Origin of the sequence: Burkholderia sp. Ac-20365 (genome assembly GCF_017104715.1) — a bacterium.
In the GTDB taxonomy this organism is placed as follows: domain Bacteria; phylum Pseudomonadota; class Gammaproteobacteria; order Burkholderiales; family Burkholderiaceae; genus Paraburkholderia.
Map to the genome: position 1 here is coordinate 93,841 of NZ_JAAGPI010000007.1, position 24,004 is coordinate 117,844.

A 24,004-nucleotide genomic window follows, 5' to 3' on the forward strand; every position below is an offset into this window, starting at 1 on the left:
CCCTAGCGCCGTCCGCGCCCGCCACCGCCCCCGCGCATGCCGCCGCCGCTCGGGCGATTGAAGCCCGAGCCCTGCATGCTGGAGCTTCCCCGATCAAAGCTGCGTTGCGTTGCATTGCCCGCACCAACGCCCTGAAACGCGTTGTCGCGCCCCGAACTGACACCGCCGCCGCCCGCGCCACCGACGCGCTCGCTGGCGCGCGTGAAGTCGCTGGTCCCCGCGCGGTTCGGCGCGCCGCCGCGATCGCCGACACTCGAACGGTCAGCGGCTCCCGCGCGATTGCCAGCGTTCGACCGGTCCGCCGCTCCCGCCCGATTGCCGGTATTCGTCCGGTCCGCAACCGAGGCGCGATCGCCCGGATTGGCGCGGTCCGCCGTATTGGCGCGCCCGCCCGCACCTCCGGCCGAATCGCGGCCGCGGAATTCGGAGCGTCCTTCGGCGCCCGGCACGTTGCGCGAGTACTTTTCGCGCGTGGCGTTGTCGCGATACGCGACGCCCTGTCGATGGCTGCCGTCATGCTGCCAGCGCCCGCCTTCAACCTTGGTGCGATCGAAGTTGCGATCGATATTCGCCGCCTTGTTGACGTTGATGTTGACGTCGCCGCCGCCCCAGTTGCAGTTGCTGAAGATCGCGCCGGCGGCGGCGAGCCCGATGCCCCACGCGAAGCCCGTCGCCAGCGCGGCGCCCGGATAGTAGGCCGGGTACGGCGGCCAGTAGGTCGGCGGGTAGGCCGGATAGCTCCACGCGCCATACACGACGGTCGGGTTGTAGGCGGGAACGTAGATTACCTGCGGATTGGCCGGCTCGATCTTCACGATGGTCTGTCCGCCCGCGGGCGCCTGCTCGACCACCACGTTCTGCTGTTCGTTGGATTTGAGGTTGCCCGATTCCTTCGCGCGAGCCCGCAGCCGCTGCACTGCGGCGAACACGTCCTTTTGCTGCGACAGAAATGCGTCGCCGAGTTTTTGTGTCCAGTCGAGCTTGTCGTTCATCGGCTCGAGGATCTGCGGAAACGCCACCAGCGATTTCACGCTGACATCCCACGGCTGATCCTGGACAGCCTTCACGGCCGCGTCGCCCTTGACGTTCGGGTTGGCCTTGACCCAGCGCGCCGCGTGCACGATTTCGAGCGGATACGTCGACGCCATCAGGACCTGCGACAGCACCGAATCCGGATACAGCGCAACGGGCGCCACGAGCGCCTCGATTTCTTCGGGCTTGAACGGCTGAGCTGGCGCGGGCTGCGGATCTTGAGCGAGCGCGACGCCCGCTCGCAACGTAAGCGCGACAAACAGCCAGACGCAAAGCGCCCAGGCACGTCGCGGGTTGAACGAGAACATGGCCGCTCCTTCAGGCAGGATGACAGGTGTCCGAACCAATGGACTGCCTGTGACTGATGGCAACCGGTAAGTGCTTATGCGGGAATGTGGCGTCGACTCAATATGATGTTAGAACATCCCTGTGCACTGTGATGCAAATAGTCAGCGCTGCCTGCAGACAATACGCGTGAAGTCGTGCGAGGAAAGAGATGTTAAGAAGCGGTTGCGTAAAGCGATGAGCGCGAGTTGGCTTTGATACGACGAGTCGGTTGAGTGCCGGGGAGGCGAGACGTGCAGGCGACTGATCTGCTGTGAACAATTACATGCATCGCGCCACACGTTCTCCGATTCTATCGGTGCGGTTGTTTCGTTCGATGCATCAATGCGTGGGCGCGGCGCGCTTTTTTAGCCACGCCTGCCCACAGCTTCTGTCATACAGACTTCATTTGCCCGCGTTGAGCGGCGTCGTCGAGGTGCGCGCGTTGTCGGCTGTCATTTTCGGCCCGGTTGCGTGATAGCCGTTCGAATAAAGCAGGAACGCCATGATGTCCGCGTAATCCTGATCCTTCATCTTGCCGGGCTTGTCGGCGGGCATGTTGGTCGACATGTAGGTGAATATGCCGCCAATCGTCAGATGCGCATTCGATGCAGGCGCGAACGCCGGACCTTGCAGCGCGGGCGCCGTCACGCCCTGCAACTGCGCGCCGTGGCATTTTGCGCATGCTGACGAATAGAGCATCTTGCCGTGCGTCGCTTGCGCCTGATCGAACGTGGGCGCGGATGTCGCATCGGCGGCGACCTTCACGAAGCCGCCCGCGCTGTCCGCATTCGCTGCCGCCAGCAATGCGCGTGTTGCCAACGCGCGTGACGCCGACGGACCGTCTCGATACCGCGCGGCATCGTCGCCGGCGGCGGTATCGAGCGCATGCGCGGGCATCGCCCAGTCGTGCGTCAATGCGGCGAGCCGTCCGTTAGCAGACAGCTTGTCGAGCGCTGCGTCGACCCGTTCGCGCATCGACGCCGTGCGCGGTCCGAATGCGAACACGAGTTGCCAGTTCGCATACGGCGAGCGCGCGGCGGACACTGCGAAATGCCGCTGCGGATGTGCAAGCCCATACGCAACCACAGCCGGATACCAGACAATCGCGCGCTGTGCCTGGCCTTTCGCGACGGCTTCGACGGTCGCTGCTGAGGTGTTTTCCAGATCGAGCGTGACGCTCGGCTGCTGCACGGCGATCAGCTGTGCAGGGCTCGCGTACGTTGCCGCAACCCGGTTTTTCGCCGCGCCTTGCGGATTGGCGTCGGGCGCTTCGATGCTCACGTAGCCCGCGTGCAGATAGCCGCGCGAAAACTGCAGCTTGCTGGTCGAGTCGTCGGCGACTGTGGAGCGCGGGAAACCTGCGATCACGTCGCATTCGCGCGCAAGCGTCTTGTCGAGTTCCCTGAGCGACACACCGTCGTCGTCGCCATCACCGATGCCATGTTTGACGAGCGTCGCGGCAATGCCTGCCTGCGCAAAAGCTTCGCGTGCGACGGCTTGATCCAGTGCGGCAGACGGACTGCCGGGAAACGTGCAGATCTTTACGGCGGCCATCGAATGAATCGGCGTGAGCGCGAGACAGGCAGCGAGCGCGCCCGCTGCCGGAATACGGTTGAGAGAGTGGTTCATGTCTGGACGTCCGGAAAGATCACGAGTGGTTGAGCGCGAACACATACAGCGTTCCGCCGCGCGGCACCTTGTCGGCGGCCTTTGCCATCGGTCCGCCCCAGATGGGGTTCGCGCCGCCGTAGCCCGCCAGCACCGCGACGTATTCCTTGCCGTCGATCTCGAACACCGAGGGCTGCGCGATGATGCCGCTCGCGAGCTTCGGGCTTTCCCACAGTACCTTGCCGCTCGTGACGTCGAATGCGTACAGGTGGCCGTCGAGCGAGCCGCTGAACGCGAGGCCGCTCGCCGTGGTCGCGACGCCGCCGTTCCACGGCAGCTTGCTCCAGTGGCTCCAGAGCTTCTTGCCGGTGTTCACGTCGATGGCCTGCAACTCGCCATATCCCTTGCTGCCGGGTTCCGGCTTGATCTCGAAGCCTTCGCCGAGATACGGCAAGCCTTCCATGTACGTCACCGATTTGCCGGACAGCGACATGCACGCATGCAGCGTCGGGATGATCGCGATGTGCTTGTCCGCGTCGTACGAAACCGACCACCAGTTCTTGCCGCCGAGGAAGCTCGGGCAGGTTTCGATCGTCGTGCCGGTTTTCGGATACTTCGATTCGTCCTGGATGGATTTGCCGTCGGCCGTGTAGCCCGTTACCGAGGTCGCCTTCACGAACGGGCGCGCATAGATCAGCTTGCCGTTGCTGCGGTCGATCGCGTGGAAATAGCCGTTGCGATCCGCGTGGATGATCGCGTCATAGTCCTTGCCGTCGTACTTGATGTTGGCGAGCACGGGCGTGTTGACCCCGTCGTAGTCCCACGTGTCGTGACGCGTGTACTGGTAGTGCCATTTGAGGTTGCCCGTTTTCGGATCGAGCGCGAGCAGCGAATCGGAATAGAGGTTGTCGCCGGGACGAAGATCGGCGAGCCACGGCCCCGGATTGCCGACGCCCCAATAAAGCGTCTTGCTCTCGGGGTCATACGTGCCCGTCAGCCACGCGGGCGCGCCACCATGTTCCTGCGTGCCGTCGGGCCACGTGTCGCCACCGGGCTCTTTCGCGCCGGGCACGGTGTAGCGCTTCCATTGCACGTTGCCGTTCGCGGGATCGAGCGCCGCGATAAACCCGCGCGCACCGTATTCGCCGCCCGAACTGCCCACTACCAGCGAGCCGTCGAGCGCCAGCGGCGCGAGCGAAAATGCGTAGCCCGTGCCCGGCTCGAACATCTGCTTCTTCCAGACGAGCGCACCCGTTTGCGCGTCGAGGGCGGCCACTTCGCCATTGAGCATCGCGACATAGACGTTCTTCCCATACAGCGCGACGCCCCGGTTCACGACATCGCAGCAGGCGTTCTTGAAGGCTTCCGCGCCGAGCTTCGGTTCGAATTTCCACAACTGCTTGCCGGTAGCGGCGTCGAATGCGTAGACGTTGTCTTTCGGCGTCGTCACGTAGAGGAAGCGGCCATTGATGATGGGCGTCGCTTCGAAGCCTTGCTGGAGATCGGCGGGAAACTTGTAGGCCCACGTCTGCTTCAGGTTCTTCACGTTCGACGTGTCGATCTGCTTGAGCGGCGAATGCGCCTGGCCGTTGTACGTGCGGTAATACGTGAGCCAGCCTGGATCGCTTTGCGCCGACGTGAGCCGCTCGTACGTCACGGCGGGATAGTCGGCCGCGGCGGCTACCGTTGCGGGCTTCAGACTGATTGCCGCCACCACGCCCGCGACGAGCATCGCGAGCCGCGTGGCCGAAGCCGGACTTGTCTTCATCGTTGTCTCCTGTCCCATCTGAGATGGTTTGTGGGGTGAGTTATCGCTGCGATGCCTTTGAGCAGAACGTCGTTGATGCGCTTGTCGGCTGCGCGGTCGTAAAGGCAAGTCGCATGCCATTGCCTGGTTATCCTTGTGAATCGGCGCGTGGCATGTCGAGGCGCGAAGACGATGCGCGATCACGCATCGCAAAGCGTTGCGCGGCCTGTTGCATCGTGGAGCAGTGGACAGTTCGCCTGTTGCCGTATGTGACAGCGCGACTGTGTCGAGCGCCACGCATTCAATGGCATGTTTCTCGCACAACGCAGAGCGTCAAACAGCGAGTGCCATGTGATGAACAGTTTGCGGGCGATGGTCGAGCGATGGCTGGCGCATATGCCGCCGTCCAGAGTGAGCTTTGCCAGATTTGGATGCGACAGCAGCGGGCGCCGCTGTCATGTGCGTGTCCACGTGCATCGTCCTGAAGGCGATATCGCGATTCACTTCTTCCGACACCGCGACGGCATGTGGCGTGTGTTTCCGCCTGCTACGGCGTCGATTGCGATGGACTATTCGCGGGCGTCTCGTTCGTATCCGACGACATGAAACGATAATTGTCGTCGGCAAGCCGCCATTCGGTGTGCGACTTGTGAAGCAGCAGTATCCACATGACGACGCACAGCAGCGCCATCCCGCCGAGCGCGCCACCTACGATCAGAAACATCATGAAGTCGGACATGAGCCTATCCTCAGGTTCATCCGTCGTTGCGCATGTGTGTCAATCGACCCACCCGCGCTGGCGTGCATGATCGATGAACTGATACACGTCTGTCGCGAGACCCGACGAGTTGAAGAGCGTTTCCAGTTCGTCGATGATGTCGTCGAGTTCGTGCGTGCCGTCGCAGCGAGACAGTATTTCGCCGGCACTCGGGTTGAGTTTGACCATGCCTTCGGGATACAGCAGCACGTATGCGTCCTGGACAGGCTCCCATTGCAGCCGGAACAGTTCGCGTAACCTCGGGCGCTCGCTCGCACCGGCGTTCGCAGGCGTCGGAATCATGGCGATAGAGTCTCTTCTTCGATGACCTTCGGTAACGTCAGGCGTCGTTCACGAAGCCGGCACGGCATTCGTGAACGACACGCGATGCGACGTCAGCGGGTTGCGATATACATCGTGATTTCAAAACCGAAACGCAGATCCGTGTACGCGGGTGAAGTCCACTGCATGGTTGTCTCCTGGATGGGTTTGACGAAGAACCGCAATCGAACTGCGGTCGGGGCCGTTCGACGCAAGCTCCGTGCCGGAGGAGCGTTGGCGCGATTTGCGAAAGCTTCGCAGTGAACACGCTGTCCAGATTCGGCGCACAGGTGTTGCAAAACTCAACAACGTGCAACAGCGGACGGTCGTGCTAGTCGTCGTTCGGTTCGTCGGCGCGCGGGTCGGCGGCACACAGCGACGGCATCTTCCGATAGACCGTGTTGCGCGAAATGCCGAGCGCGCGTGCCGCCGCCGACACATTGCCGTTATGCCGCGCGACGGCCGCTGCAATCGCCGAGGCCTGCACGTCTTGCAGCCGCGCGCCATGCAGCGGCAACGGATCGCTTGCCGCCTGCGCAGACGGCGCCGGGCGGGTGCGCAGATCGTCGAAGAAATCTTCGGGCAGATGCTCGCGCCGGATTTGCCCGTCGTCGTCGACCATCGCGGCGGCCGTGCGCAGCAGATTGCCGAGTTGCCGGAAATTGCCCGGCCATGCGCACTGCTCGAACAGCGCTTTCACTTCGTCGCAGACGCTGAGCGGCGCGCCCGCGATTTCGTCGGGCGGCATCAGCTGGATCATTTTCTCGATCACGGCGGCGAGATCGCTGCGCTCGCGCAAAGGCGGCAGTTTGACGACGAGGCCGTTCAACCGGTAATACAGGTCTTCGCGGAACCGGTTCTGCACGATCATTTCGCGCAGATTGCGGTGCGTCGCGCAGATGATCGCGATATCGACGGGAACCGATTTGCTGGAGCCGAGCGGATCGACGACGCGTTCCTGCAGCACGCGCAGCAACCGCACCTGCAACGGATACGGCATGTCACCGATTTCGTCGAGAAACAGCGTGCCGCCGTTGGCCTGCAGCAGCTTGCCGATCGAGCCCTTGCGCCGCGCACCCGTAAAGGCGCCTTCCTCGTAGCCGAACAGTTCCGACTCGATCAGATTTTCGGGGATCGATGCGCAATTGACCGCGACGAACGGACCCGCGCGGCGCGGCGAATCGTTGTGGATGGCCTGCGCGAGCAGTTCCTTGCCGGTGCCCGTTTCGCCTGTGATCAGGATCGGGATGTCCTTGCCGATTACTTTTCGCACCTTCGCGACGACGGCGGAAACCTGCGGATCGCCGGTGTCGAGACAGTCCAGGCGTGACGGCGCGTTGCCCTGTGACACAGTCTTGACGGGCTGTACGCGTGCGGCGACAGGGCGCTCGTAAGCGGCGGCGGTATCGACGGGCCAGGGCGCTTCGCTGCCGAGCGTCGGCCGGCGGAACTCGACGTTTGCGCAGACGACCGTGCCGTTGTTCAGATCGAGCGTGATGTGATGACCCTGGCTTGCGCGCAGACGTTCGATCAGTTGTGGCGTGGTCAACCCGAACAGCGACGACAGCGTATGTGCGCGCATCGCCGCGAGCGGCAGCCCGACCTGGAACTGCGCGCTGCGATTGGCGGACAGAAAGCGCCCGTCGCAGGTGAAGGCCATGATGCCTTCCATCAGCGTGCCGAGAAACTCGGGCCGGCCGTGAAAGGCGATTTGCAGCGTGTTGCGGAACGTGTTCGTGAACAGATGGTTTTCGATCATCTGCACGGACATCTTCGCGAGCGCCATCGTGTGCTGGTGATAACTGCGATGATCGCCCGTCACGTCGAGCACGCCGACCAGATCGCCATACGGATCGAGAATCGGCACGCTCGAACAGGTCAGGAAACGGTTGGCGGCGAGATAGTGCTGATCGCCATGCACGACAGTCGCGCTGCGTTCGGCGATGGCCGTGCCGATCGCATTCGTGCCTTGCCGTTCCTCGGCCCAGTTCGCGCCGGCCTTGAGCGCGACTTTCTCGGCGCGCTGCAGGAAATCGTCGTCGCCGATCGAATGAAGGATCAGCCCTTGCGCGTCGGTGAGCACGATCATGCTCTGCGTATTGGCGATCTGCTCGCGCAGCGTTTCCATCACCGGCGTGGCGTGCGCGCACAGCACGCGGTTCTGTTCCAGCTTCATGCGCAATTCGCCATGCGTGAGCACGTCGTAGTCGGGACGCATGGTTGCGTTCAGCCCGAACGTTTCCGACCGCTCGTGCGCTTTCTGGATCGACGGCGTGAGCCAGCCACTCTCTCGACCGGTCAGCGATCCCATTGCCTTCGCGTCTTCGCGCATCGTCTCCTCCTGTATCGTGCCCGTCGACGTGCAGGCATCGCGGTATCAAAAAGCAAGACGCGCGCCATTCGGCGTTGTCAGGCAGATGAAAGGGCGGGATAACTGGAAGGGCCGGCTAGAGTTGGGCGTGCGAAGATTGATTCTTCCGAACGTGCGTGCGTCGCCGCGAAACCGGATGACTTGCGCATGACCGCATGACCCGAGAAAGCGCCGACATGAGTTCATCCGACACGAAGCATCGAACGATTACGCGCGACGGCCATACGGTCGCCTGCAGCGTGCATGGCGATTCCAGCGGTGCGCCTGTTGTCGTGCTGCACGGCGGACCGGGAAGCGGCAGTCAGCCTGGCGCGTTACGACTGTTCGATCTCACGCGCTTTCGTGTCGTGATGGTGGATCAGCGAGGCACAGGCGCATCGAAGCCGCGCGGAAGTCTTCGCCACAATGACACGCATCGTCTGATTCGTGATCTCGAAGCGATACGCGTGCAACTGGGGATCGCGCGTTGGGGTGTTGTCGGTGGATCGTGGGGCGCGGCGCTTGCGCTGGCTTATGCGGGTACGTGTCCCGCATCCGTTAGCGGCGTCGTGTTGCGCGGACTCTTTCTGACGTCTGGGCGTGAAGTGCGACGTTTGTTCGTGACGTCGAGCGTCCGTGCGCCGCTCGCGTGGCGCAGGTTGATGCATGCGGCGAATTGCGAGCGGGCGTCGTCGCTGTCAGCGGCTTGCATGCACTCGATGCAATCGCGAACACGCGGCCGCGCCGATGCCGTGGCTGCCGCGTGGCGTTCGTATGAAAACGCGATCCTGACGCATTCGAGTACCACGCGCAGGCAAACGGTAACGAAGCGCGATAACGCGACGACAGCGAAATACCGCATCCAGGCCCACTATCTCGCGCACGGCTGCTGGTTAGGCGAGCGTCGTTTGATGGCGTTGGCGAAACATGCCGCCGCATCGGGCGTCGCGATACATGCGGTGCATGGGTCGCGCGATCCTGTTTGTCCGCCGGACAATCTGCATCGCTTGATGCGCGCGGTTCCCGCCGTGCACGGCCGCTTCGTCGACGCCGGTCATCTGGCGTCGGACCCGCGTCTCAAGGAAGCGCTCGTTGCAGCGATCAACGATGTATTCGACACGCGCGAATGCCGGCAGGACTAGTTGCCCTGATCGGCAAACAGATCGCTGAAGAGGTCAGGCTCGCTGATACGCTCCGGCTCGCGCGCTGGCAGCGTGCCGTCGCGCACCTGCTCGAGTACGGCGGGCGGCAGCCACGACTCTTCCATCGCGGCGATGCCGTTTTCGATCATCTGCTGCAGAAAGAACGACTGCTTACGCCCCGTCACTTCGGCCAACAGCCTCAGCCGACGCTCGATCGCCGGTTCCACCCGCACTGCAACCACCTGTAGCTTGTTTTCAGCGGATCTCTTCACCGCGTGCTCCTGTCGACAAAACTTTGCGACGTGCTTCTACCATGGAGCCTGGTTGCGTGGCAATGCTTTATTTGGTTTTTACGTCATTTGCAGGGTATTTCGACAGTGACGACACACATTGGCATCAATCGTCGTCATCGTCGTGATGACGATGATGCCAGCCGCGATGGCGGCCGTGATCGTGCCAGCCCCGATCGTCGCGATAGCCATAACCATATCCGTCGCCGTAATAGACGGGTGCGGGCGCATAGACGGCAGGTGGTGGCGGTGCGTACACGACAGCGGGCGCAGGCTCCACATAGACGGGTGCTGGGATGCCGAGGCTCACGCCGACGTCGACATGAGCGAGCGCCGCGGTGGAGGCGCTCGCGGCGACGAGGCCGGCTGCGCAGATGAGTGTCAGGCGTTTCAACGTATTGCTCCGTTCAGCGCGTGCGCTGGTGAATGCCATCCGATGGCGAGTGACGCGCATTGTAGGAATGCAGTCGTTCTCATGTTGCATCCGTCGTGTTGCGTGTGTAACGCCAGGTAACTGCGCTACACACGGGCGACGACACGGTTACGAAGCCGTGAGCGTATCGCCCGATACACGCACGCGCTGTCCGACCTGCACCTGCGGTTGGGTCGCGTAAGTGAAGTTGCGATAGCTGCCGTCCTGCATGCGAACCTGCACCTGGTAGCTGGTCTGCTTGCGCACGGCGTGCTCGATACCGTTGCCCGCCAGACCGCCACCGACAGCGCCCACGACCGTGGTCAGAATGCGCCCGCGTCCGCCGCCGAACTGATTGCCGATCAGACCGCCTGCAACCGCGCCACCGACGGCGCCGAGACCTGTCGTCGGCTCCGACGTTTGCACGGGGTTGATGGCAACGACTTCGCCCGCGTAGGGATCGGCGGCGACCTGACGCACGGGCGCTTGCGAGTATTCGCCGTTCGCGTAGTGCGGAGCAGGCGCGACGCGTGGCTTCGGTGTGTGATGCACGGGCCGCGGCGCTGCGGGTTGCGTTTGCTGCGCGACAGGCTGTGTAGCTGGCTGTGTAGCAGGCTGCGCGACGGACTGTGTAGCTGGCGGCGTAGCAGTGGCTTGCTGGACTGCGCCGGTCTGCTGTGTCGCGACGGCTGGCGCGCTTGCAGGCTGCGCCACGACAGGCGCGGTCTGCTCGCTGGTCGAGGTGCCCGCATGCGAGAGAGGCAGGATGCCCGTCATCGCCGCAACGCCGGTGGCACTCGCAAGTATCACGGACACAGCCGCGCCTGCGATCAAGGGATGAATACGGCTGCGTTGCGCGATGCTGTTCGTGACGTTGGTGTTCATTGCAGGCTCCACGTGAGTGTGTGCCTGCAATAACGCCGCTCGAATCACGTCGGTGTACGCGTCACTGCAGCGACTTTGTAAGCGTCTGTAGCTTGTGTTTCGACGCGATGCACATCTAGCAGAAACGCTGCGCGAGATCGTAGATCAACAGAAACACGCAGCCGGTATCGCTTCTGAATCCGTCTTCGACGGTGCCTGTTTCGGCTATGCCTGCCCAGCCAGGCAACAGACGCTGACCGTGCTGAATGGCCTCGCCTTCGAGCATATAGATGAACTCGGGGCCCGTATGCCGATGCATCGGAAACACCGTCCCCGCTTCGAAGCGCACGAGTTGCATCGCGCGTCCGTTCGCCTTGCCGAGATTCTTGATCTGAACACCGGCGGCGCACGCCGAAGGTGTCCACGGCAGCGCTTGCGCATCGATGGATGAGAAGCGCGGCGTAGTGGTTTGGGGCGGGTGGTTCATCTCGTCTCCTGTCCGTTCTGCGTTCTATTGCAGCACGTTTTGCGGACGATTCAACTCGCATCACGCACCAATTTCGAGCGATTTATAACGTTTCCTGAAACTGTGAGTTGGTTGATCGGATGTTTATCCCAAAGGGCGCCAGTCCTAAACTGTTTTCAACGCAACGAACAAAACAGTTCGAAGCATCCGAAAAACGAATCCTGGAGGTAATGATCATGAAATCGCTCATCAAGGCTGTCGCAATTGCTGCTGTCCTCGCTGTTCCCGCCATGTCATTCGCTCAATCCAGCCAGCCCGTGACCCGTGCTCAAGTCCGCGCCGAGCTGGTGCAGCTGGAAAAAGCGGGTTACGTACCGTCGAACAGCAACGACACGCAATACCCCGCCAACATTCAGGCAGCGGAAGCCAAGGTGGCGGCTGCTAACGGCGACAACAGCGGCGTCGGCGGTGTAGCAGACGGCGCATCGCAAGCGGGCCAACGCGCGTCGTTCTCGCCCAGCACGTACTCGGTGCCGGTGTTCGAACATCACTAATGCATCAGGCGCTGGCTGGCCGCCAGCGCAGTTATCTGAATCAAACGACCGCGACACGCGCCGTCAAATGACGGGACGCCTGTCGCGGTTTCTTCTTTCGACCTCATTTGCCATCCGCCAAAACCGTGGCTAATCTGACGATGGCCACGCGTCGCACGCCGCTGGAGGCTTCCTAACCTTCGGCCAATCGATCGCGAAGCACGGGCCTTTTCCCGAGTGCTTGTACAAAGGCGCGATCATGGGCAGCGACGACGGTTCATCGAACGACGCAACGGACGACCCGCAAGCAAGACTTGCGGATAGCGCACGCTCCCTGTTCGGCCGATACCGCCTCGGCGACGCGGCGAATATCGTCTCGCACCACAGCGCGGAAGAAATCGACTCGATCGAGTCGGACGCAGCCTTTTCGCCGCTATCCAGCCGCATCCATCAGATGTTCCCGTCGCTGTCGGCGCGGGAGATCGAACGCATGCGGCCGTTTGCTTTCGAGGCGACATGGAAGGCGGGCGAAGCGGTATTCACGATGGGCAAGCCGAGCCCCGGCCTGATCGTCATTCTGAGCGGGCTCGTGCGTGTCGCGCGCCGCGATGCCGTGGGCAAGCTGCATCGCGTGACCGAGCAGCATGCCGGGCATTTTCTGGGCGAAATCGCGCAACTGTATGGACATCCGTGTCTGGGCGACGGTCACGCGCTCGAAGACACGACGGGACTCGTCGTGCAGCCGGCACGTCTGCGCAATCTGCTCGTTGCGGAAGCCGAGCTAGGCGAAAAGCTCATGCGCGCGCTGATTCTGCGGCGCGTCGGTCTGATCGAAAGCGGCAGCGGCCCGGTGCTGGTGGGCGACACGACCGACGCGAACATGATCTCGCTGCAAGGCCTGCTTCGGCGCAACGCGTATCCGTACACGCTCATCGACGCGAACAACGAGCCCGAGACCGTTGCGCTGCTCGAGCGCATTTCCGCGTGCAAGGCGGATTTTCCCATCGTGATCTGCCCCGACGGCACCGTGCTGCGCGCGCCCGACGAGAATCTGGTTGCCGCGCATCTGGGCTGGCTGCCGGAGTTCGATCCGCTACATGTGTATGACGTCGTGATCGTCGGCGCGGGGCCGGCGGGGCTGGCGTCGGCTGTTTATGCGGCGTCGGAAGGTCTGTCGGTGGCCGTGTTCGACAGCCGCGGGCCGGGCGGACAGGCAAGCGCGAGCGCGCGCATCGAAAACTATCTCGGCTTTCCGACTGGCATTTCCGGTCAGGCGCTAACGGGCCGCGCGTTCGTGCAGGCGCAAAAATTCGGCGTGCACATTTCCATTCCGACGCGCGTGCGCGCGTTGCACTGCGACCGCACGCCGATCGAAATCGAGCTCGACGACGGCAGGCGGATCGCATCGCATACGGTTGTGATCGCATCGGGCGCGGCGTACCGGAAGCCCGCCATCGAAGGGCTCGAAAGGCTCACGGGCCACGGTGTGTTCTTCGGCTCGTCGCCTGTCGAAGCGAAGCTATGCCGTGCGCTCGATGTCGTGCTGGTCGGCGGCGGCAATTCGGCAGGACAGGGCGTCGTGTATCTGGCGTCGCAAGCGAACCATGTGCATCTGCTGGTGCGCGGCGATGGGCTCGAATCGAGCATGTCGCGCTATCTGATCGACCGTATCGCGCGCTTGCCGAACATCACGCTGCATCGACGCACAGAAGTCGTCTCACTTGCAGGCGACGACAGCGGGTTGACGGCCGTCCATTGCAAATCCCCGCAAGGCGCAGTGTCGTTCGACGTGAAGCATCTGTTCCTCTTCACGGGCGCGGACCCGAACACCGACTGGCTGAAGGGCTGCAACGTCGAAACGGACGACAAGGGCTTCATCCGAACGGGATCGTCCGTGCACGACGGCTACGAAGATGTCGATCTCACGCTCGAAACGAGCGTGCCCGGCGTGTTTGCGATCGGCGACGTGCGCTCGGGTTCGACCAAACGCGTGGCGGCTGCCGTCGGGGAAGGCGCCGCTGTCGTCGGGCAGATACACGGTGTGCTGCGCGAGCGTCAGCGGCTCGCGGCAGGTTTGCGTTGAAGCGTTGTCATTGCGCAAGCCATCCACGCGCAATCGGCCACGCCAGCACCTTGCGATACAGCGCGATCAGCAGGTCCGTCAGTTCGTCGCCTGTGAGCGACCACAGCGGTGCAGCAGCGACATACGCGACACAGGCCACGAGAACGGCACCGACCATATCGAACGGAAAATGCACGCCGACGAACACGCGCGCCCATGCGACGGCGAGGCCTGTAATGAGCATCAGCATGCCCCACCCGCGCATGCGCAGCATCAGCAAAGCAAGCGTGATGCACGCGAACACTGTGCCGTGATCGCTAGGGAACGATGAATCCGGCGCGTGTTCGATGAACGTGTGACCGAGCCCGATCATGAATGGCCGCGGATGCAGCCACACAAGACCGATCAACTGGTTGAATCCGAGCGCGACCAGCGTGACGCAGCATGCGCGCAGCGCGGTCGCGCGCGCGTGGCGGTTGCCTGTAAGCCAGAGTGCGGCGAGCACCAGTGGCACGAGATAGATGACGTAATCGGCGATGAATGACGCAATGCCGATTTGCCAGCGCGGCGTCGCGGGCGTCGCATCGATCATCAGGAAGAGCGCCTGATTGAACGCTTCGAGTGTATTCATGCGGAGATCGTGGCGGGCTTCGCGCCCTGATGGAAACGGTCCGCACTATCGTACCGGGCGAAGCTTATGTCACGCTTAGCCCTGAATGTGTCCCTGAATGTGTCCGTCCGGCAGCGCGACGACGATGTCGTTTTCAACCTGACGGACCGGAAACGTCTTCAGACAAAGGTCGCGGCTGGCAGGCGAGCAACCCGTGAGCAGATCGAACGCAAGACCATGCGCGGGACATCGCAGCACGTTTTCTTCGATACGCCCTGCAAACAGCGACGCGCCGTTGTGCGGACAGGCATCGTCGATTGCACGCAATTGACCGCTTATGTTGAAGAGCGTGATGACCCGTCCATCGATGAACACGATTTTCCGCTGACCCGGCGCAAGATCATCGGCGTTGCACACCTTGCGTTCGAGCGACGCGTCTATCTCCATTGAATCCATCTAGCAGTCCGCTGTGTGTGCCGGTTGCCGGCTCAGCTCGGCAACAAACCCGGCAGCACGCGGCCATTCGCCGTAACCCGACGCGGGATTCAGATGGCCGACCGCGCCGACGTCGACGAGCCGGCTTCCCCACGCTTGCGCCATCTCAGCGACGCGCTCGAAGCGACCGAGCGGATCGTTCGTGCTCGCAGCGACGATGCTCGGAAACGGCAGGCGAGCGCGCGGTATCGGCAGCCAGCCGTTGTCGCGCAACGCGTCCTGCGTCGGATAGCCTGCGGGCAGCGGCGTTTCGAGATCGGCGGGTGCGGCGAGCAACGCGCCCATGACCGGCCGCCGATGCTGCTGCGCCCAATGCACGGTAATCATCACGCCCGCGCTATGCGCGACCAGCACGACGGGACCGTCGATCTGCCTCATTGCTGCATCGAGCGCGTCGACGCGCGCGGCGCGGCTGAGCTTGTCGTGTTCCAGCGGCGCAACGGTGCGCGCGTTCGGCAGCGCGCGTTGCAGCAGCGTCTGCCAATGTTCTTCTACGTGATCGCGCAGTCCCGGCACGATCAACACGGTGGGTATCGTCGAATCAGTCATTGTTTGCATCGCTCGTTAAGGCTTACTCGGTTGCAATAGCGGCTGCGGGCGGAGTGTCGACCCGTCGCAGACCGCGTTCGTAATGGCGCTTGCCGATCATGAACATGACGGTGGCGAGCGCCGCCGCGAGCGGCACGATTTGCAGCGCGCCCGGCAAGCCGATGCGGTCCGCAAGATAACCGGTCACGAGCGGTCCGGGCGCCATGCCCAGCAGGTTGTTCACGAGCGTCAAGGTCGCGAACGCCGGGGCGTGAATTGCGGGTGGCGTCAGATTGGCTACCATCGCGCCCGCCGGACCCGACGTGCCCGCGACGACGAAGATTCCCGCACCGAGCATCGCGAGTTGAAGCGGCCCAGCCGGCAAATGGAAGCCGATGCCGAGCAGCACGAGCGACATCACGCAGTAGACGATCGCCGTGAGCCACTTGCGTTCGGGGCGCGTCTTGCTGACGCGGTCGGTCACGACGCCGCACACGATCATCCCGACGCCGCCCAGCAGCAGAAACGCCGCTGCCGATACAGCCGCCTTGTCCGCAGGCATGCCGTAGTAGCGGTTCAGAAAGCTCGGCATCCATGCAACCACGGCTGCCATGATGAAGAGCTGCAACGCGCTGCCGACATATGCACACACCACCGACACCGTCGAGAAAAGTCCATGCAACGTGGCGCGGAAACTCGTGCGCGCGCCCTTGTTCGCTCTCGACGCAACTGCGCCGTCATGACGTTGCGCGGCAATTCGCTTTTCGGAGACGACGCTCATATAGACGAACACCAGCACGATGCCGAAGCACGCCATTGCGCCGAACGACCAGCGCCAGCCCAGATGCACGGCGACCACACCGCCGAGCGCCATGCCGAACACGGAGCCGAACGCGCCGCCCGCCATGAACGCGCCAGTCAGAGTCGAGCGCAGATGCGCGGGAAAGATGCTGAGGATCAGCGCGATGCCCACGCTGCCATAAGCCGCCTCGCCGACACCGACCAGCGCGCGCGCCACGAGCATTTCGCCGTAGTTGGTCGCGATCGCACAGCCGAGCGTCGCAGCGCTCCACAATGCCGCCATCGCGACGATGCTTCTCACGCGGCCCCAGCGGTCGGCCAGCATGGAAAGCGGCACGGTCAGCACGCCGACCATCAGCGCGACGATGCCGCTCAGCGAGCCGAGCTGTGTATCGCTGAGTCCCCACGCGGTTTTCAGCAACGGGAAAACCGCGTTGAGCACCTGCCGCGACATATAGTCCGACAGCAGCAGCCCGAACGTCAGTGCAAAAACGATCCACGCATACGCGTGCGAACGGGCGCGCGGAACTGCGGCGTCATGCGTGTCGAGATCGACGTGATGGATATGCAAGATTGTCTCCTCCGTTTGCGGGCTTCGCGGCGCCTCGCGCGCACCAGCGGCGCGCGGGGCCGTCTTTCGATACGGGCCGTGCGTCGGCACGACGCCGGCCTTGCCCTCGGAATGGTTCGACTACATTGGACGCCGATTACAGCGTCTTCTCAGCCGCGGCCTGCGGCTGCACACGGCTTCACACTTCACGCGGCCAGCGGAAGGTTCTTCTGACCCTGCTTGCGATTCGGCGCCATGCCGTTCGCCGCCAGCGTTTCGTCCGCGTCACGGTACTGGACGCCGATCCGGTAGATGCCGCGCGCCTCTTTCCCCGACGCAATCTCGCGGCCCAGTTCGCGCGCGATACGCACCGTCTGCTCGATCTGCTGTACCGACGTCATGCGATTGCCGTGCTGATCGATGATCGTATCTTCGATGCCGCAGCGCGCATGCAGACCCATCGCCAGCGCCATCGTATTGAACGGCAGCACGTTCTTCAGCAGCGATTCGGCCGTGAGCGTGCAGCCGTTGGGCGCGCGATGAATGAAGTTGAAGAAGTTGAACGGATTCGGACCGTCAAAGCCGCCGCCGATGCCGATCCACGTCAGGTTCAACGGCCCCGTGTAGACGCCCTTGCGCACCAGGCGTTCGAGCGTTTCGAGCGCATGCATCCCCGTCAGCTGGAAATGCGGCTGGATGCCCGACGCCTGCAGACGGCGCAGATGCTCTTCGACCCATGCCGGACCGGCGGGCACCGTCATTTCGCTATACGCTGCCTGAAACGCCGGATTCGCGAGCGACGTGCCCTTGAGGTATTCCGGATACAGCAGCTCCATGATGTTCATCTGCGTGGTGTTGATCGCGACCGTCACCTGATCGGGCTTCGGGTCGAGATCCGCGAGCATGTGGCGCGTGTCGTCGGAGAGCCACTTGGCCGCCTGGCCGTCGTTCTCCGGTGCGAACGAGATCGAGCCGCCCACCTGGATGATCATGTCGGGCACGGCGGCGCGCACGCCGGCAATCAGTTCATTGAACTTCGACAGCCGCTTCGAACCCTTGCCGTCCAGCTCGCGCACATGCAGATGCAGCACGGTGGCGCCAGCGTTGTAGCAGTCGACGGCTTTCTGGATCTGCTCGTCCATCGTCACGGGAATGTCTTCGGGGAAATCCGCGGGCATCCATTCGGGGCCATACGGCGCGACGGTGATGACCACCTTGTCCTGATGCTCGGGGTGCAGCGAGTCGTCGAGAAATTGCATTGTCGTCCTCCAGATATAGGCGTGTTTGAGCCGCCCGCCGATGGCGGGCGTTTGTGCTGCGTTTGATACTGCGTCGGATAGACCGCGTCGCGGCCTAAAAAGGCACGTCGCCGACGATGCCTGCGCGTTCCATCTTCCGGTGGCTCGGCGGGTAGTCCATGACGGCGTAGTGCTGCGTGCTGCGGTTGTCCCAGATCGCGATGCTGTTCTTCTGCCAGCGCCAGCGCACCTGGTATTCAGGCACATACGCCTGGCTCAGCAGATAGCTGAGCAGCAGGCTCGCACCGGGGTTGGCGTCCTGTCCGAAGCGCACGCGCGACGGCGTGTGAAAGTTGGTGAAGTGCGTCGTGAACGCGTTGACGAACAGCACTTTCTCGCCCGTTTCCGGATGCGTACGGACCACGGGATGCTCGGCGTCCGGGTATTGCGCCTTCAGCGCGAGACGCTTTTCGATCGGCATCGCGGCGCCGAAGCTGGCTTCGATGCTGTGACGCGCGCGCAGATCGGCGATCTGCGTCTTGATGTGCTCGGGCAGGTTCTCATAGGCGAACACCATGTTCGCCCACATCGTGTCGCCGCCGACGGGCGGGCACTCCACGCAGCGCAGCACGCAACCGAACGGCGGCGCATCGCGCCAGGTCGCGTCGGTGTGCCATGCGTTCTCGTAGCGGTCGTTCGGCTGGTCGGGCGTCTTGTAGATGCGCACGAGACCGGGATGCTCGGGGTCGCTGCCAGCGATAGGATGATCCTCCAGCTCGCCGAAACGCCGCGCAAACGCGACATGCTCGGCGCGCGTGATCTCCTGTCCGCGCAGGAACAGAACGCGGTGCTGCAGCAGCGAGGCGCGAATTTCCGCGAACAGGCCGTCGTCGTGAATGGCGTCGGCGAGGTTGACGCCCGTCAGTTCGGCGCCAATGGAACAGGTCAGCTGTTCGACTCGCATGTCAGTCTCCCTGAACGACGAATATCGACGAACCGGTGGTCTTGCCCGCTTCGAGATCGCGGTGCGCCTGCACGGCGTCGCTGAGTTCGTAGCGCTGGTTGATCTCGATCCTGATGCGGCCCGATGCAACATGTCCGAACAGTTCGCCCGCGAGTTCCGCCTTTTCCACCGGATCGGCGATGTAGTCGGCGAGCGCCGGGCGCGTAAAGAAAAGCGAGCCTTTGATAGCAAGCTGCATCGCGTCGATGGGCGGAAACGCACCCGACGAGGTGCCGACGCCCACGAGCAAGCCGCGCCGCTTCAGCGAATCGAGCGATGCCGTCAGCGTGTCCTTGCCGACGCTGTCGATCACCACAGGCACGCCCACGCCGTTGGTCAGTTCGCGCACGCGTTTCGCGACGTCTTCACGTCGATAGTAGATGATGTGGTCGCAACCGTGCGCCCGCGCAATCTCGGCCTTTTCTTCTGTCGACACGGTGCCGATCACGTTCAGCCCGAGCAGCTTCGCCCACTGGCACACGATCAGACCGACGCCGCCCGCCGCCGCGTGCAGCAGGAACGTATCGCCGGGTTGCCACGCGTAGATGCGCCGCATCAGATACGCGGACGTGAGGCCGCGCATTGTCATCGCCGCCGCTGTCTGGAACGGAATCTCGTCGGGCAGGCGAATCAGGCACGCAGCGGGCAGCACGCGTTCCGTCGCGTAGGCGCCCAGCGGACTGCCCGTATAGGTCACGCGGTCACCCGGCCTGAAACCCGCGACGTTCTCGCCGACGGCTTCCACCACACCCGCGCCTTCCATGCCGATGCCAGAAGGCAGCTTTGCCGGATACAGCCCCGTGCGGAAATAGATGTCGGCGAAATTCAGACCGACGGCCGCGTGACGTACGCGCACTTCGCCCGGACCGGGCTCGCTGCGCACGACCTTTTCCCAGCGAAGGACTTCCGGCGAGCCGGTCTCATAGAAGCGGACTGCGTCTGGCATGCGTGTCTCCTGTCATGCGCGCGAGCTGTCTTGCTCGCGACTCGTGTGTTCAAGGTTAGTCGGTGTCACGGCAATACCGAGTGCCGCGTCGATGTCGCGCCAGTCGGCGTCGCTGAGATAGCGGCGCGCGGCGGGCAGGACGACGCCTTCTTCGCGCCCCATGCATTCCCAGATGAACTGGGCGCAAGCCTGGAGCTGCTCGTCGAAGCGCGCCGCCGAAAGTTGGCTCGCTGCGACGGCGCTGGCGCTGTCGATCAATGCAACGAGCAGGCGAATCTCCTGCTGATACTGGCGTTCGAGTTCGGCGAGTTCAGCGTCGAGCGTGGACGTGCGTTCGCGCAGCATCGAAAACATGCAGTCGTCGCGTCCGGGCCGCTCGCGCAATGCCAGGACGTTGCGCAACGCGTTGGTGGCCGCACGCATGGTGTCGGCATCGGGTGACGCGCCGCGCGATGCTGCGCGTGTGTGGCTCATCAGCGCATGAAGTTCTGCGCCGGTCGCCCGATGTCCGTCGAGCAGCTTGCCGATCACGCGGTCTGCCGTGCGGTGCCGTTGTGCCATGCACATCAGCACGGGCATGCCGCATGACGCCAGCGCGTCGCTGGCGTCCGGGCGGCGCACGAGCCAGTGCGCATCCGCCGGGACGCACAGCAGGTCGCAACCCTGCGTGCGCGCCATCGAGACAAGCGCCTGAAGCGTGCGATCGGCTGTCGGCGCGGCATCGATAGATACACAGCCGCACGGCACACCATGTGCGCGGGCAGCCGCTTCGGCCTTGGCGAGCCATTCCGCAGCGCGGCTGGTCGACCATGCCGCACCGTGCGCATGACCGGGCAGGCCGCACGCGCCGAAAAAGGTGACACGCGCACCGATCGACCTGGCGAATTCGAGCGCGTGGCCGACTGCCTCGATGGCGGCATCGGTGCCGCCTGCCGGCACGAGAAAATGACGATACATGGTGTGCGCTACCCTGCCTGATACCGATTGACGGTTGCCGCCATCGACGTGAAATTCATGATGCGGCCTCGCTCGCAACGTCTGATGAAGGCTATCGTAGTGAGGGTGGGGGGACGCGGCCCCACTCATCAAGAGGGGGGGGCGAGGCACATCGCGTGTTGCGTCGCATCGATCCGTCCCGGTTTTGCCGCACGGACCGCGCTCGCGTAAGCTGTTTCCTGTTCCCACCCACATGGCCCCGATGGCAACGACCCGCAACGGCGCCGACGACGCCGCCACCGAACTGATCCTGAAGACGATTGCGCCGCGTGCGCCGCAGCATCTGCTGGCGCGTGCACGGCTGGGCGCCGATGAAGCGCGGCTGCGCAATCTGCAGATCGCGCTGGTTCAGGCGCCTGCGGGGTACGGCAAGACTTCGCTGCTGGCGCAATGGCGGCGCGAGCATCTGGCGCGCGGCGCGGCGGTCGCGTGGTTGTCGGTCGATGAGCGCGACGACGCGCAGCGTCTTCTGCTCGGCCTCGTGCACGCGGTGCGCGCGGGCTGCGCGCGGCCGACGTTCGGGCGGTTCGTGCTGAACGGTACGACGTCGCCGTCGCGCGAACTGGAGGGCATTACCGCGTGGCTCGCGGAAGTCGCGCAGCTTTCGCTCGACGTCGTGCTGATCGTCGATGAGGCCGAGCGTCTGCCCGAAGCAGGGCTGGCCGCGCTGGCGTATCTGCTGCACAACGCGCCGCAAAACCTGCGCGTGGCGGTGGCGGCGCGGCGTGGTCTCGATGAAGCCGCAGGCGACCTGCTCGCGTACGGCGCCGGTGAACTCATCGGCCCTGAACTGCTGCGCTTCAGGCTCGATGAGGCGATTGCGCTGATCGGCGAGCGTTTCGGTGCGCGTGTCGAAGCCGATGTCTGCGCGCGGCTGTTCGAATTGTCCGATGGATGGCCGCTGGGCTTGCAACTCGCGCTCGCGGCGATGGCGCGTGCCGACGATCCGCGCCGCGCGGCGCAGGCGTTATCGGCGGATCACGGCGGCTTGCGCGATCATCTCGTCGTGGCGCTGATCGCGAAACTGTCTGCCGATGACGATGCCTTCCTGACGCGCATCAGCGTCGTCGACCGGCTGCATCCGCAATTGTGCGAAGCGTTGACGGGCGATAGCGGAGCGCCCGAACGGCTGGCGCGCCTCGTGCGCGACACGCCTGTGTTCATCGCGAGCGAAGACAGCGCGTGGTGTCGTCTGCACGTGCTGGTGCGCGACGTGCTCCGAAGTCGGCTCGCGTCGTTGCCCGATGCCGAACGCGCGGCGCTGCACGCGCGCGCATCGGCGTGGCTCGCCGCGCACGGCATGCTCGACGAGGCCGCGCGCCATGCGCATGCGGCGGGACAGCATCAGGCCGCCTACGATCTCGCCGAACGATGCCTGTACGACGCCGTCAAGGCAGGCAGTCTCTCGGCGGTGCGCGACTGGCTCGAATTGCTGCCCGAAGCGGAACTGGAGCGCAGGCCGCGTCTGCGCCTCGCCGCCGCGTGGGTGCTCGCGCTCGGCGAGCGGCATGAAGAAGCCGGGCGCCAGGTCGAACATGTGCTTGCCGATCCCGAAGCGGCGCCTGAATTGCGCTATGAATGCGCGATGATCCTCAGCGCGGCCGCCTATTACGCCGATGAAATCGACCGTTTCGTGACGCTGTTCGAGCCGTGGCTCGACACCGTGCCGTCCGCCGCATCCTGGCTCGCGCAGATTCATGCCAACCGCCGCTCGGCGCTTGCGCTGCTGCAAGGCGAGCCGGCGCAGGCGCGGCGCGTTCAGCAGCAACGCGCGCCGCGTCACGAAAACGCGCCGGGCGTGGGCTACGTGATCCGTTGGGGCGATCACACGACGGGCTTCAGCTATCTGCTGGAAGGGCAATTGAGTCTCGCGGAATCCGTGCTAATGCCTGCGCTCGCGAGCGCGGAGGCAGATCTCGGCCGGCGTCATCCGCTGACCTGCATGTTCGCCGCGATGTGCGCGGCGCTGTGCTATGAAACCGACCGCATCGAACAGGCCGCGTCGCTACTTGCGAACCGGCTCGACGTGCTGGAGCACGGCGGGACGCCCGAAATGGTGATGCTCGCGTATCGCACGGCGGCGCAGATTGCGGCGGTGCAGGGCGTCGAGCATCGTGCGCTCGATCTGCTGGAAGCGTTGCATGCAATGGGCGTTGGCCGCCGCATGCCGCGTCTGTGCGTCGCGAGTCTCGCGGAGCAGGTGCGCATGCACGCGGGGCGCTATCGCGCGCAAACGTGCGATGCGCTCGTGCAGCGTATCGACGAAATCGTCGCGCAGGACGCGCCGCATCACGGACCGTTGTGGCAACGGCATGTCGCGATGCTGCAGGCGCTGTCGCAAGCGTATGCGGCCCTTGCCGCGCGGCGCTGGCCGCAATCGCTCGATGCGCTCGCCGTCGCGCTCGAACAGGCCAATGCGATGAAGCTGGGCCGGTATCGGATCGAAATCATGGTGCTGCAGGCGTTCGCGATGGAGCAGACGGGCGCGCAAGGCCGGCCCTTGCTGCTCGAAGCGATGAATCTGGCGAAGACGTTCAGCCTGACGCGCACGCTCGCCGACGCGCATCCCGCGATCGCCGACTGGATGCGGCGCGTTAGCGAAGAAGAGGCGAATGCGGGCCAGGACGTTCAGCCGATGCCCGCGCCGCGCGTCGTGCCGATGCCGGCGCGTGCAGCATCCGGCGCTCCGCGCGCGGTGCCGAGCGTCGTGCTGACGCCGAAGGAGCGCGAAATACTCGAACTGCTCGGGCGCAATCTGTCGAACAAGGAAATTGCGCTGGCGATGTCGGTCGGGGAAGAAACCGTGAAGTGGCATCTAAAGAACCTCTTCGGCAAGCTCGACGCCAGTTCGCGCAAGCATGCCGTGCGTCGCGCACTCATTCTGGGCCTGCTGGAAGGCGCTCAATAGTTGTTCTCAGCCAGGGCG

General features: G+C 64.0%; 23 protein-coding genes. 4 read left to right on the forward strand and 19 right to left on the reverse strand.

From position 1 onward, the window contains the following. Nucleotides 1-2 precede the first annotated feature (2 nt). From G3O01_RS14895 to G3O01_RS14925, 7 genes are all read right to left on the reverse strand, one after another. Complete coding sequence (locus tag G3O01_RS14895) at nucleotides 3-1,340, reverse strand: DUF3300 domain-containing protein (protein WP_205805850.1); 1,338 nt, start codon at nucleotides 1,338-1,340, stop codon at nucleotides 3-5. A gap of 421 nt (nucleotides 1,341-1,761) precedes the next feature. Then, nucleotides 1,762-2,988 carry a c-type cytochrome gene (locus G3O01_RS14900; protein ID WP_205805852.1) on the reverse strand — a complete coding sequence of 409 codons (1,227 nt, stop codon included), beginning with the start codon at nucleotides 2,986-2,988 and terminating at the stop codon, nucleotides 1,762-1,764. Nucleotides 2,989-3,007: 19 nt separating this feature from the next. Further along, a complete protein-coding gene (locus G3O01_RS14905) occupies nucleotides 3,008-4,735 on the reverse strand; it encodes a methanol/ethanol family PQQ-dependent dehydrogenase (protein ID WP_205805854.1) in 1,728 nt (575 codons plus the stop codon). A gap of 526 nt (nucleotides 4,736-5,261) precedes the next feature. Further along, entirely contained in the window at nucleotides 5,262-5,453 is a 192-nt protein-coding gene (locus G3O01_RS14910; RefSeq protein WP_205805855.1) for a flagellar motor protein MotA, read from the reverse strand. Between the two features lie 39 nt (nucleotides 5,454-5,492). After that, nucleotides 5,493-5,774 carry a pyrroloquinoline quinone biosynthesis peptide chaperone PqqD gene (pqqD, locus tag G3O01_RS14915; RefSeq protein WP_205805856.1) on the reverse strand — a complete coding sequence of 94 codons (282 nt, stop codon included), beginning with the start codon at nucleotides 5,772-5,774 and terminating at the stop codon, nucleotides 5,493-5,495. A 92-nt stretch (nucleotides 5,775-5,866) separates the two neighbouring features. Then, nucleotides 5,867-5,941 carry a pyrroloquinoline quinone precursor peptide PqqA gene (gene pqqA / locus G3O01_RS14920; protein ID WP_205806115.1) on the reverse strand — a complete coding sequence of 25 codons (75 nt, stop codon included), beginning with the start codon at nucleotides 5,939-5,941 and terminating at the stop codon, nucleotides 5,867-5,869. 182 nt (nucleotides 5,942-6,123) lie between these two features. Next, nucleotides 6,124-8,124: a sigma-54-dependent Fis family transcriptional regulator gene (locus tag G3O01_RS14925; protein WP_205805857.1), complete on the reverse strand. Its 2,001-nt coding sequence runs from the start codon at nucleotides 8,122-8,124 to the stop codon at nucleotides 6,124-6,126. A gap of 215 nt (nucleotides 8,125-8,339) precedes the next feature. Here G3O01_RS14925 and G3O01_RS14930 point away from each other — a divergent pair, with 215 nt between their 5' ends. Next, nucleotides 8,340-9,284 carry an alpha/beta fold hydrolase gene (locus G3O01_RS14930; protein ID WP_205805858.1) on the forward strand — a complete coding sequence of 315 codons (945 nt, stop codon included), beginning with the start codon at nucleotides 8,340-8,342 and terminating at the stop codon, nucleotides 9,282-9,284. On the opposite strand, the gene G3O01_RS14935 is transcribed toward G3O01_RS14930, so the two are convergent. The 4 genes from G3O01_RS14935 to G3O01_RS14950 form a co-directional block, all read right to left on the reverse strand. Then, nucleotides 9,281-9,556: a hypothetical protein gene (locus G3O01_RS14935; RefSeq protein WP_205805859.1), complete on the reverse strand. Its 276-nt coding sequence runs from the start codon at nucleotides 9,554-9,556 to the stop codon at nucleotides 9,281-9,283. The two genes, G3O01_RS14930 and G3O01_RS14935, sit on opposite strands and share 4 nt — an antisense overlap. Before the next feature lie 124 nt (nucleotides 9,557-9,680). After that, nucleotides 9,681-9,968: a hypothetical protein gene (locus tag G3O01_RS14940; RefSeq protein WP_205805860.1), complete on the reverse strand. Its 288-nt coding sequence runs from the start codon at nucleotides 9,966-9,968 to the stop codon at nucleotides 9,681-9,683. A gap of 147 nt (nucleotides 9,969-10,115) precedes the next feature. Next, on the reverse strand, nucleotides 10,116-10,871 hold the full coding sequence (locus tag G3O01_RS14945) for a glycine zipper 2TM domain-containing protein (protein WP_205805861.1): 756 nt from the start codon (nucleotides 10,869-10,871) through the stop codon (nucleotides 10,116-10,118). A gap of 115 nt (nucleotides 10,872-10,986) precedes the next feature. Continuing rightward, nucleotides 10,987-11,337 (reverse strand): cupin domain-containing protein, encoded by a 351-nt coding sequence (locus tag G3O01_RS14950; RefSeq protein ID WP_205805863.1) that lies wholly within the window; start codon nucleotides 11,335-11,337, stop codon nucleotides 10,987-10,989. A gap of 215 nt (nucleotides 11,338-11,552) precedes the next feature. Here G3O01_RS14950 and G3O01_RS14955 point away from each other — a divergent pair, with 215 nt between their 5' ends. Both G3O01_RS14955 and G3O01_RS14960 read left to right on the forward strand, forming a co-directional pair. Further along, on the forward strand, nucleotides 11,553-11,870 hold the full coding sequence (locus G3O01_RS14955) for a DUF4148 domain-containing protein (protein ID WP_205806116.1): 318 nt from the start codon (nucleotides 11,553-11,555) through the stop codon (nucleotides 11,868-11,870). Nucleotides 11,871-12,108: 238 nt separating this feature from the next. Continuing rightward, nucleotides 12,109-13,932, forward strand: a complete 1,824-nt coding sequence (locus G3O01_RS14960; RefSeq protein ID WP_205805865.1) for an FAD-dependent oxidoreductase — start codon at nucleotides 12,109-12,111, stop codon at nucleotides 13,930-13,932. Between the two features lie 7 nt (nucleotides 13,933-13,939). Here the strand turns inward: G3O01_RS14960 and G3O01_RS14965 are convergent, their stop codons facing one another. The 8 genes from G3O01_RS14965 to G3O01_RS15000 all read right to left on the reverse strand — a co-directional run bounded on the left by G3O01_RS14965 (nucleotide 13,940) and on the right by G3O01_RS15000 (nucleotide 21,039). Then, complete coding sequence (locus G3O01_RS14965) at nucleotides 13,940-14,542, reverse strand: phosphatase PAP2 family protein (RefSeq protein WP_205805867.1); 603 nt, start codon at nucleotides 14,540-14,542, stop codon at nucleotides 13,940-13,942. Nucleotides 14,543-14,617: 75 nt separating this feature from the next. Then, the gene (locus tag G3O01_RS14970; protein ID WP_205805869.1) at nucleotides 14,618-14,977 is read right to left on the reverse strand and encodes a Rieske 2Fe-2S domain-containing protein; all 360 of its coding nucleotides are present in this window, start codon (nucleotides 14,975-14,977) and stop codon (nucleotides 14,618-14,620) included. After that, a complete protein-coding gene (locus G3O01_RS14975; protein WP_205806117.1) occupies nucleotides 14,978-15,565 on the reverse strand; it encodes an alpha/beta hydrolase in 588 nt (195 codons plus the stop codon). Nucleotides 15,566-15,587: 22 nt separating this feature from the next. After that, nucleotides 15,588-16,910 (reverse strand): MFS transporter, encoded by a 1,323-nt coding sequence (locus G3O01_RS14980; RefSeq protein ID WP_346779195.1) that lies wholly within the window; start codon nucleotides 16,908-16,910, stop codon nucleotides 15,588-15,590. Nucleotides 16,911-17,101: 191 nt separating this feature from the next. Next, the gene (locus tag G3O01_RS14985) at nucleotides 17,102-18,154 is read right to left on the reverse strand and encodes a 3-keto-5-aminohexanoate cleavage protein (protein WP_205805871.1); all 1,053 of its coding nucleotides are present in this window, start codon (nucleotides 18,152-18,154) and stop codon (nucleotides 17,102-17,104) included. A 94-nt stretch (nucleotides 18,155-18,248) separates the two neighbouring features. Continuing rightward, complete coding sequence (locus tag G3O01_RS14990) at nucleotides 18,249-19,097, reverse strand: TauD/TfdA family dioxygenase (RefSeq protein WP_205805873.1); 849 nt, start codon at nucleotides 19,095-19,097, stop codon at nucleotides 18,249-18,251. A 1-nt stretch (nucleotide 19,098) separates the two neighbouring features. Continuing rightward, nucleotides 19,099-20,082, reverse strand: a complete 984-nt coding sequence (locus G3O01_RS14995) for a quinone oxidoreductase (protein ID WP_205805874.1) — start codon at nucleotides 20,080-20,082, stop codon at nucleotides 19,099-19,101. Between the two features lie 12 nt (nucleotides 20,083-20,094). Beyond that, complete coding sequence (locus G3O01_RS15000) at nucleotides 20,095-21,039, reverse strand: hemerythrin domain-containing protein (protein WP_205805885.1); 945 nt, start codon at nucleotides 21,037-21,039, stop codon at nucleotides 20,095-20,097. A gap of 241 nt (nucleotides 21,040-21,280) precedes the next feature. Between G3O01_RS15000 and G3O01_RS15005 the strand changes: the two genes are divergently transcribed. Beyond that, nucleotides 21,281-23,986, forward strand: a complete 2,706-nt coding sequence (locus G3O01_RS15005; protein WP_205805887.1) for a LuxR C-terminal-related transcriptional regulator — start codon at nucleotides 21,281-21,283, stop codon at nucleotides 23,984-23,986. Nucleotides 23,987-24,004: the final 18 nt, after the last annotated feature.

Bases quoted from the DNA above. Each gene is read 5' to 3' on its own strand.
- G3O01_RS14895 (WP_205805850.1), bottom strand. From the start codon at position 1,340: ATGTTCTCGTTCAACCCGCGACGTGCCTGGGCGCTTTGCGTCTGGCTG.
- G3O01_RS14900 (WP_205805852.1), bottom strand. From the start codon at position 2,988: ATGAACCACTCTCTCAACCGTATTCCGGCAGCGGGCGCGCTCGCTGCC.
- G3O01_RS14905 (WP_205805854.1), bottom strand. From the start codon at position 4,735: ATGAAGACAAGTCCGGCTTCGGCCACGCGGCTCGCGATGCTCGTCGCG.
- G3O01_RS14910 (WP_205805855.1), bottom strand. From the start codon at position 5,453: ATGTCCGACTTCATGATGTTTCTGATCGTAGGTGGCGCGCTCGGCGGG.
- pqqD (WP_205805856.1), bottom strand. From the start codon at position 5,774: ATGATTCCGACGCCTGCGAACGCCGGTGCGAGCGAGCGCCCGAGGTTA.
- G3O01_RS14925 (WP_205805857.1), bottom strand. From the start codon at position 8,124: ATGCGCGAAGACGCGAAGGCAATGGGATCGCTGACCGGTCGAGAGAGT.
- G3O01_RS14930 (WP_205805858.1), top strand. From the start codon at position 8,340: ATGAGTTCATCCGACACGAAGCATCGAACGATTACGCGCGACGGCCAT.
- G3O01_RS14945 (WP_205805861.1), bottom strand. From the start codon at position 10,871: ATGAACACCAACGTCACGAACAGCATCGCGCAACGCAGCCGTATTCAT.
- G3O01_RS14950 (WP_205805863.1), bottom strand. From the start codon at position 11,337: ATGAACCACCCGCCCCAAACCACTACGCCGCGCTTCTCATCCATCGAT.
- G3O01_RS14955 (WP_205806116.1), top strand. From the start codon at position 11,553: ATGAAATCGCTCATCAAGGCTGTCGCAATTGCTGCTGTCCTCGCTGTT.
- G3O01_RS14960 (WP_205805865.1), top strand. From the start codon at position 12,109: ATGGGCAGCGACGACGGTTCATCGAACGACGCAACGGACGACCCGCAA.
- G3O01_RS14965 (WP_205805867.1), bottom strand. From the start codon at position 14,542: ATGAATACACTCGAAGCGTTCAATCAGGCGCTCTTCCTGATGATCGAT.
- G3O01_RS14970 (WP_205805869.1), bottom strand. From the start codon at position 14,977: ATGGATTCAATGGAGATAGACGCGTCGCTCGAACGCAAGGTGTGCAAC.
- G3O01_RS14975 (WP_205806117.1), bottom strand. From the start codon at position 15,565: ATGACTGATTCGACGATACCCACCGTGTTGATCGTGCCGGGACTGCGC.
- G3O01_RS14985 (WP_205805871.1), bottom strand. From the start codon at position 18,154: ATGCAATTTCTCGACGACTCGCTGCACCCCGAGCATCAGGACAAGGTG.
- G3O01_RS14990 (WP_205805873.1), bottom strand. From the start codon at position 19,097: ATGCGAGTCGAACAGCTGACCTGTTCCATTGGCGCCGAACTGACGGGC.
- G3O01_RS14995 (WP_205805874.1), bottom strand. From the start codon at position 20,082: ATGCCAGACGCAGTCCGCTTCTATGAGACCGGCTCGCCGGAAGTCCTT.
- G3O01_RS15000 (WP_205805885.1), bottom strand. From the start codon at position 21,039: ATGTATCGTCATTTTCTCGTGCCGGCAGGCGGCACCGATGCCGCCATC.
- G3O01_RS15005 (WP_205805887.1), top strand. From the start codon at position 21,281: ATGGCAACGACCCGCAACGGCGCCGACGACGCCGCCACCGAACTGATC.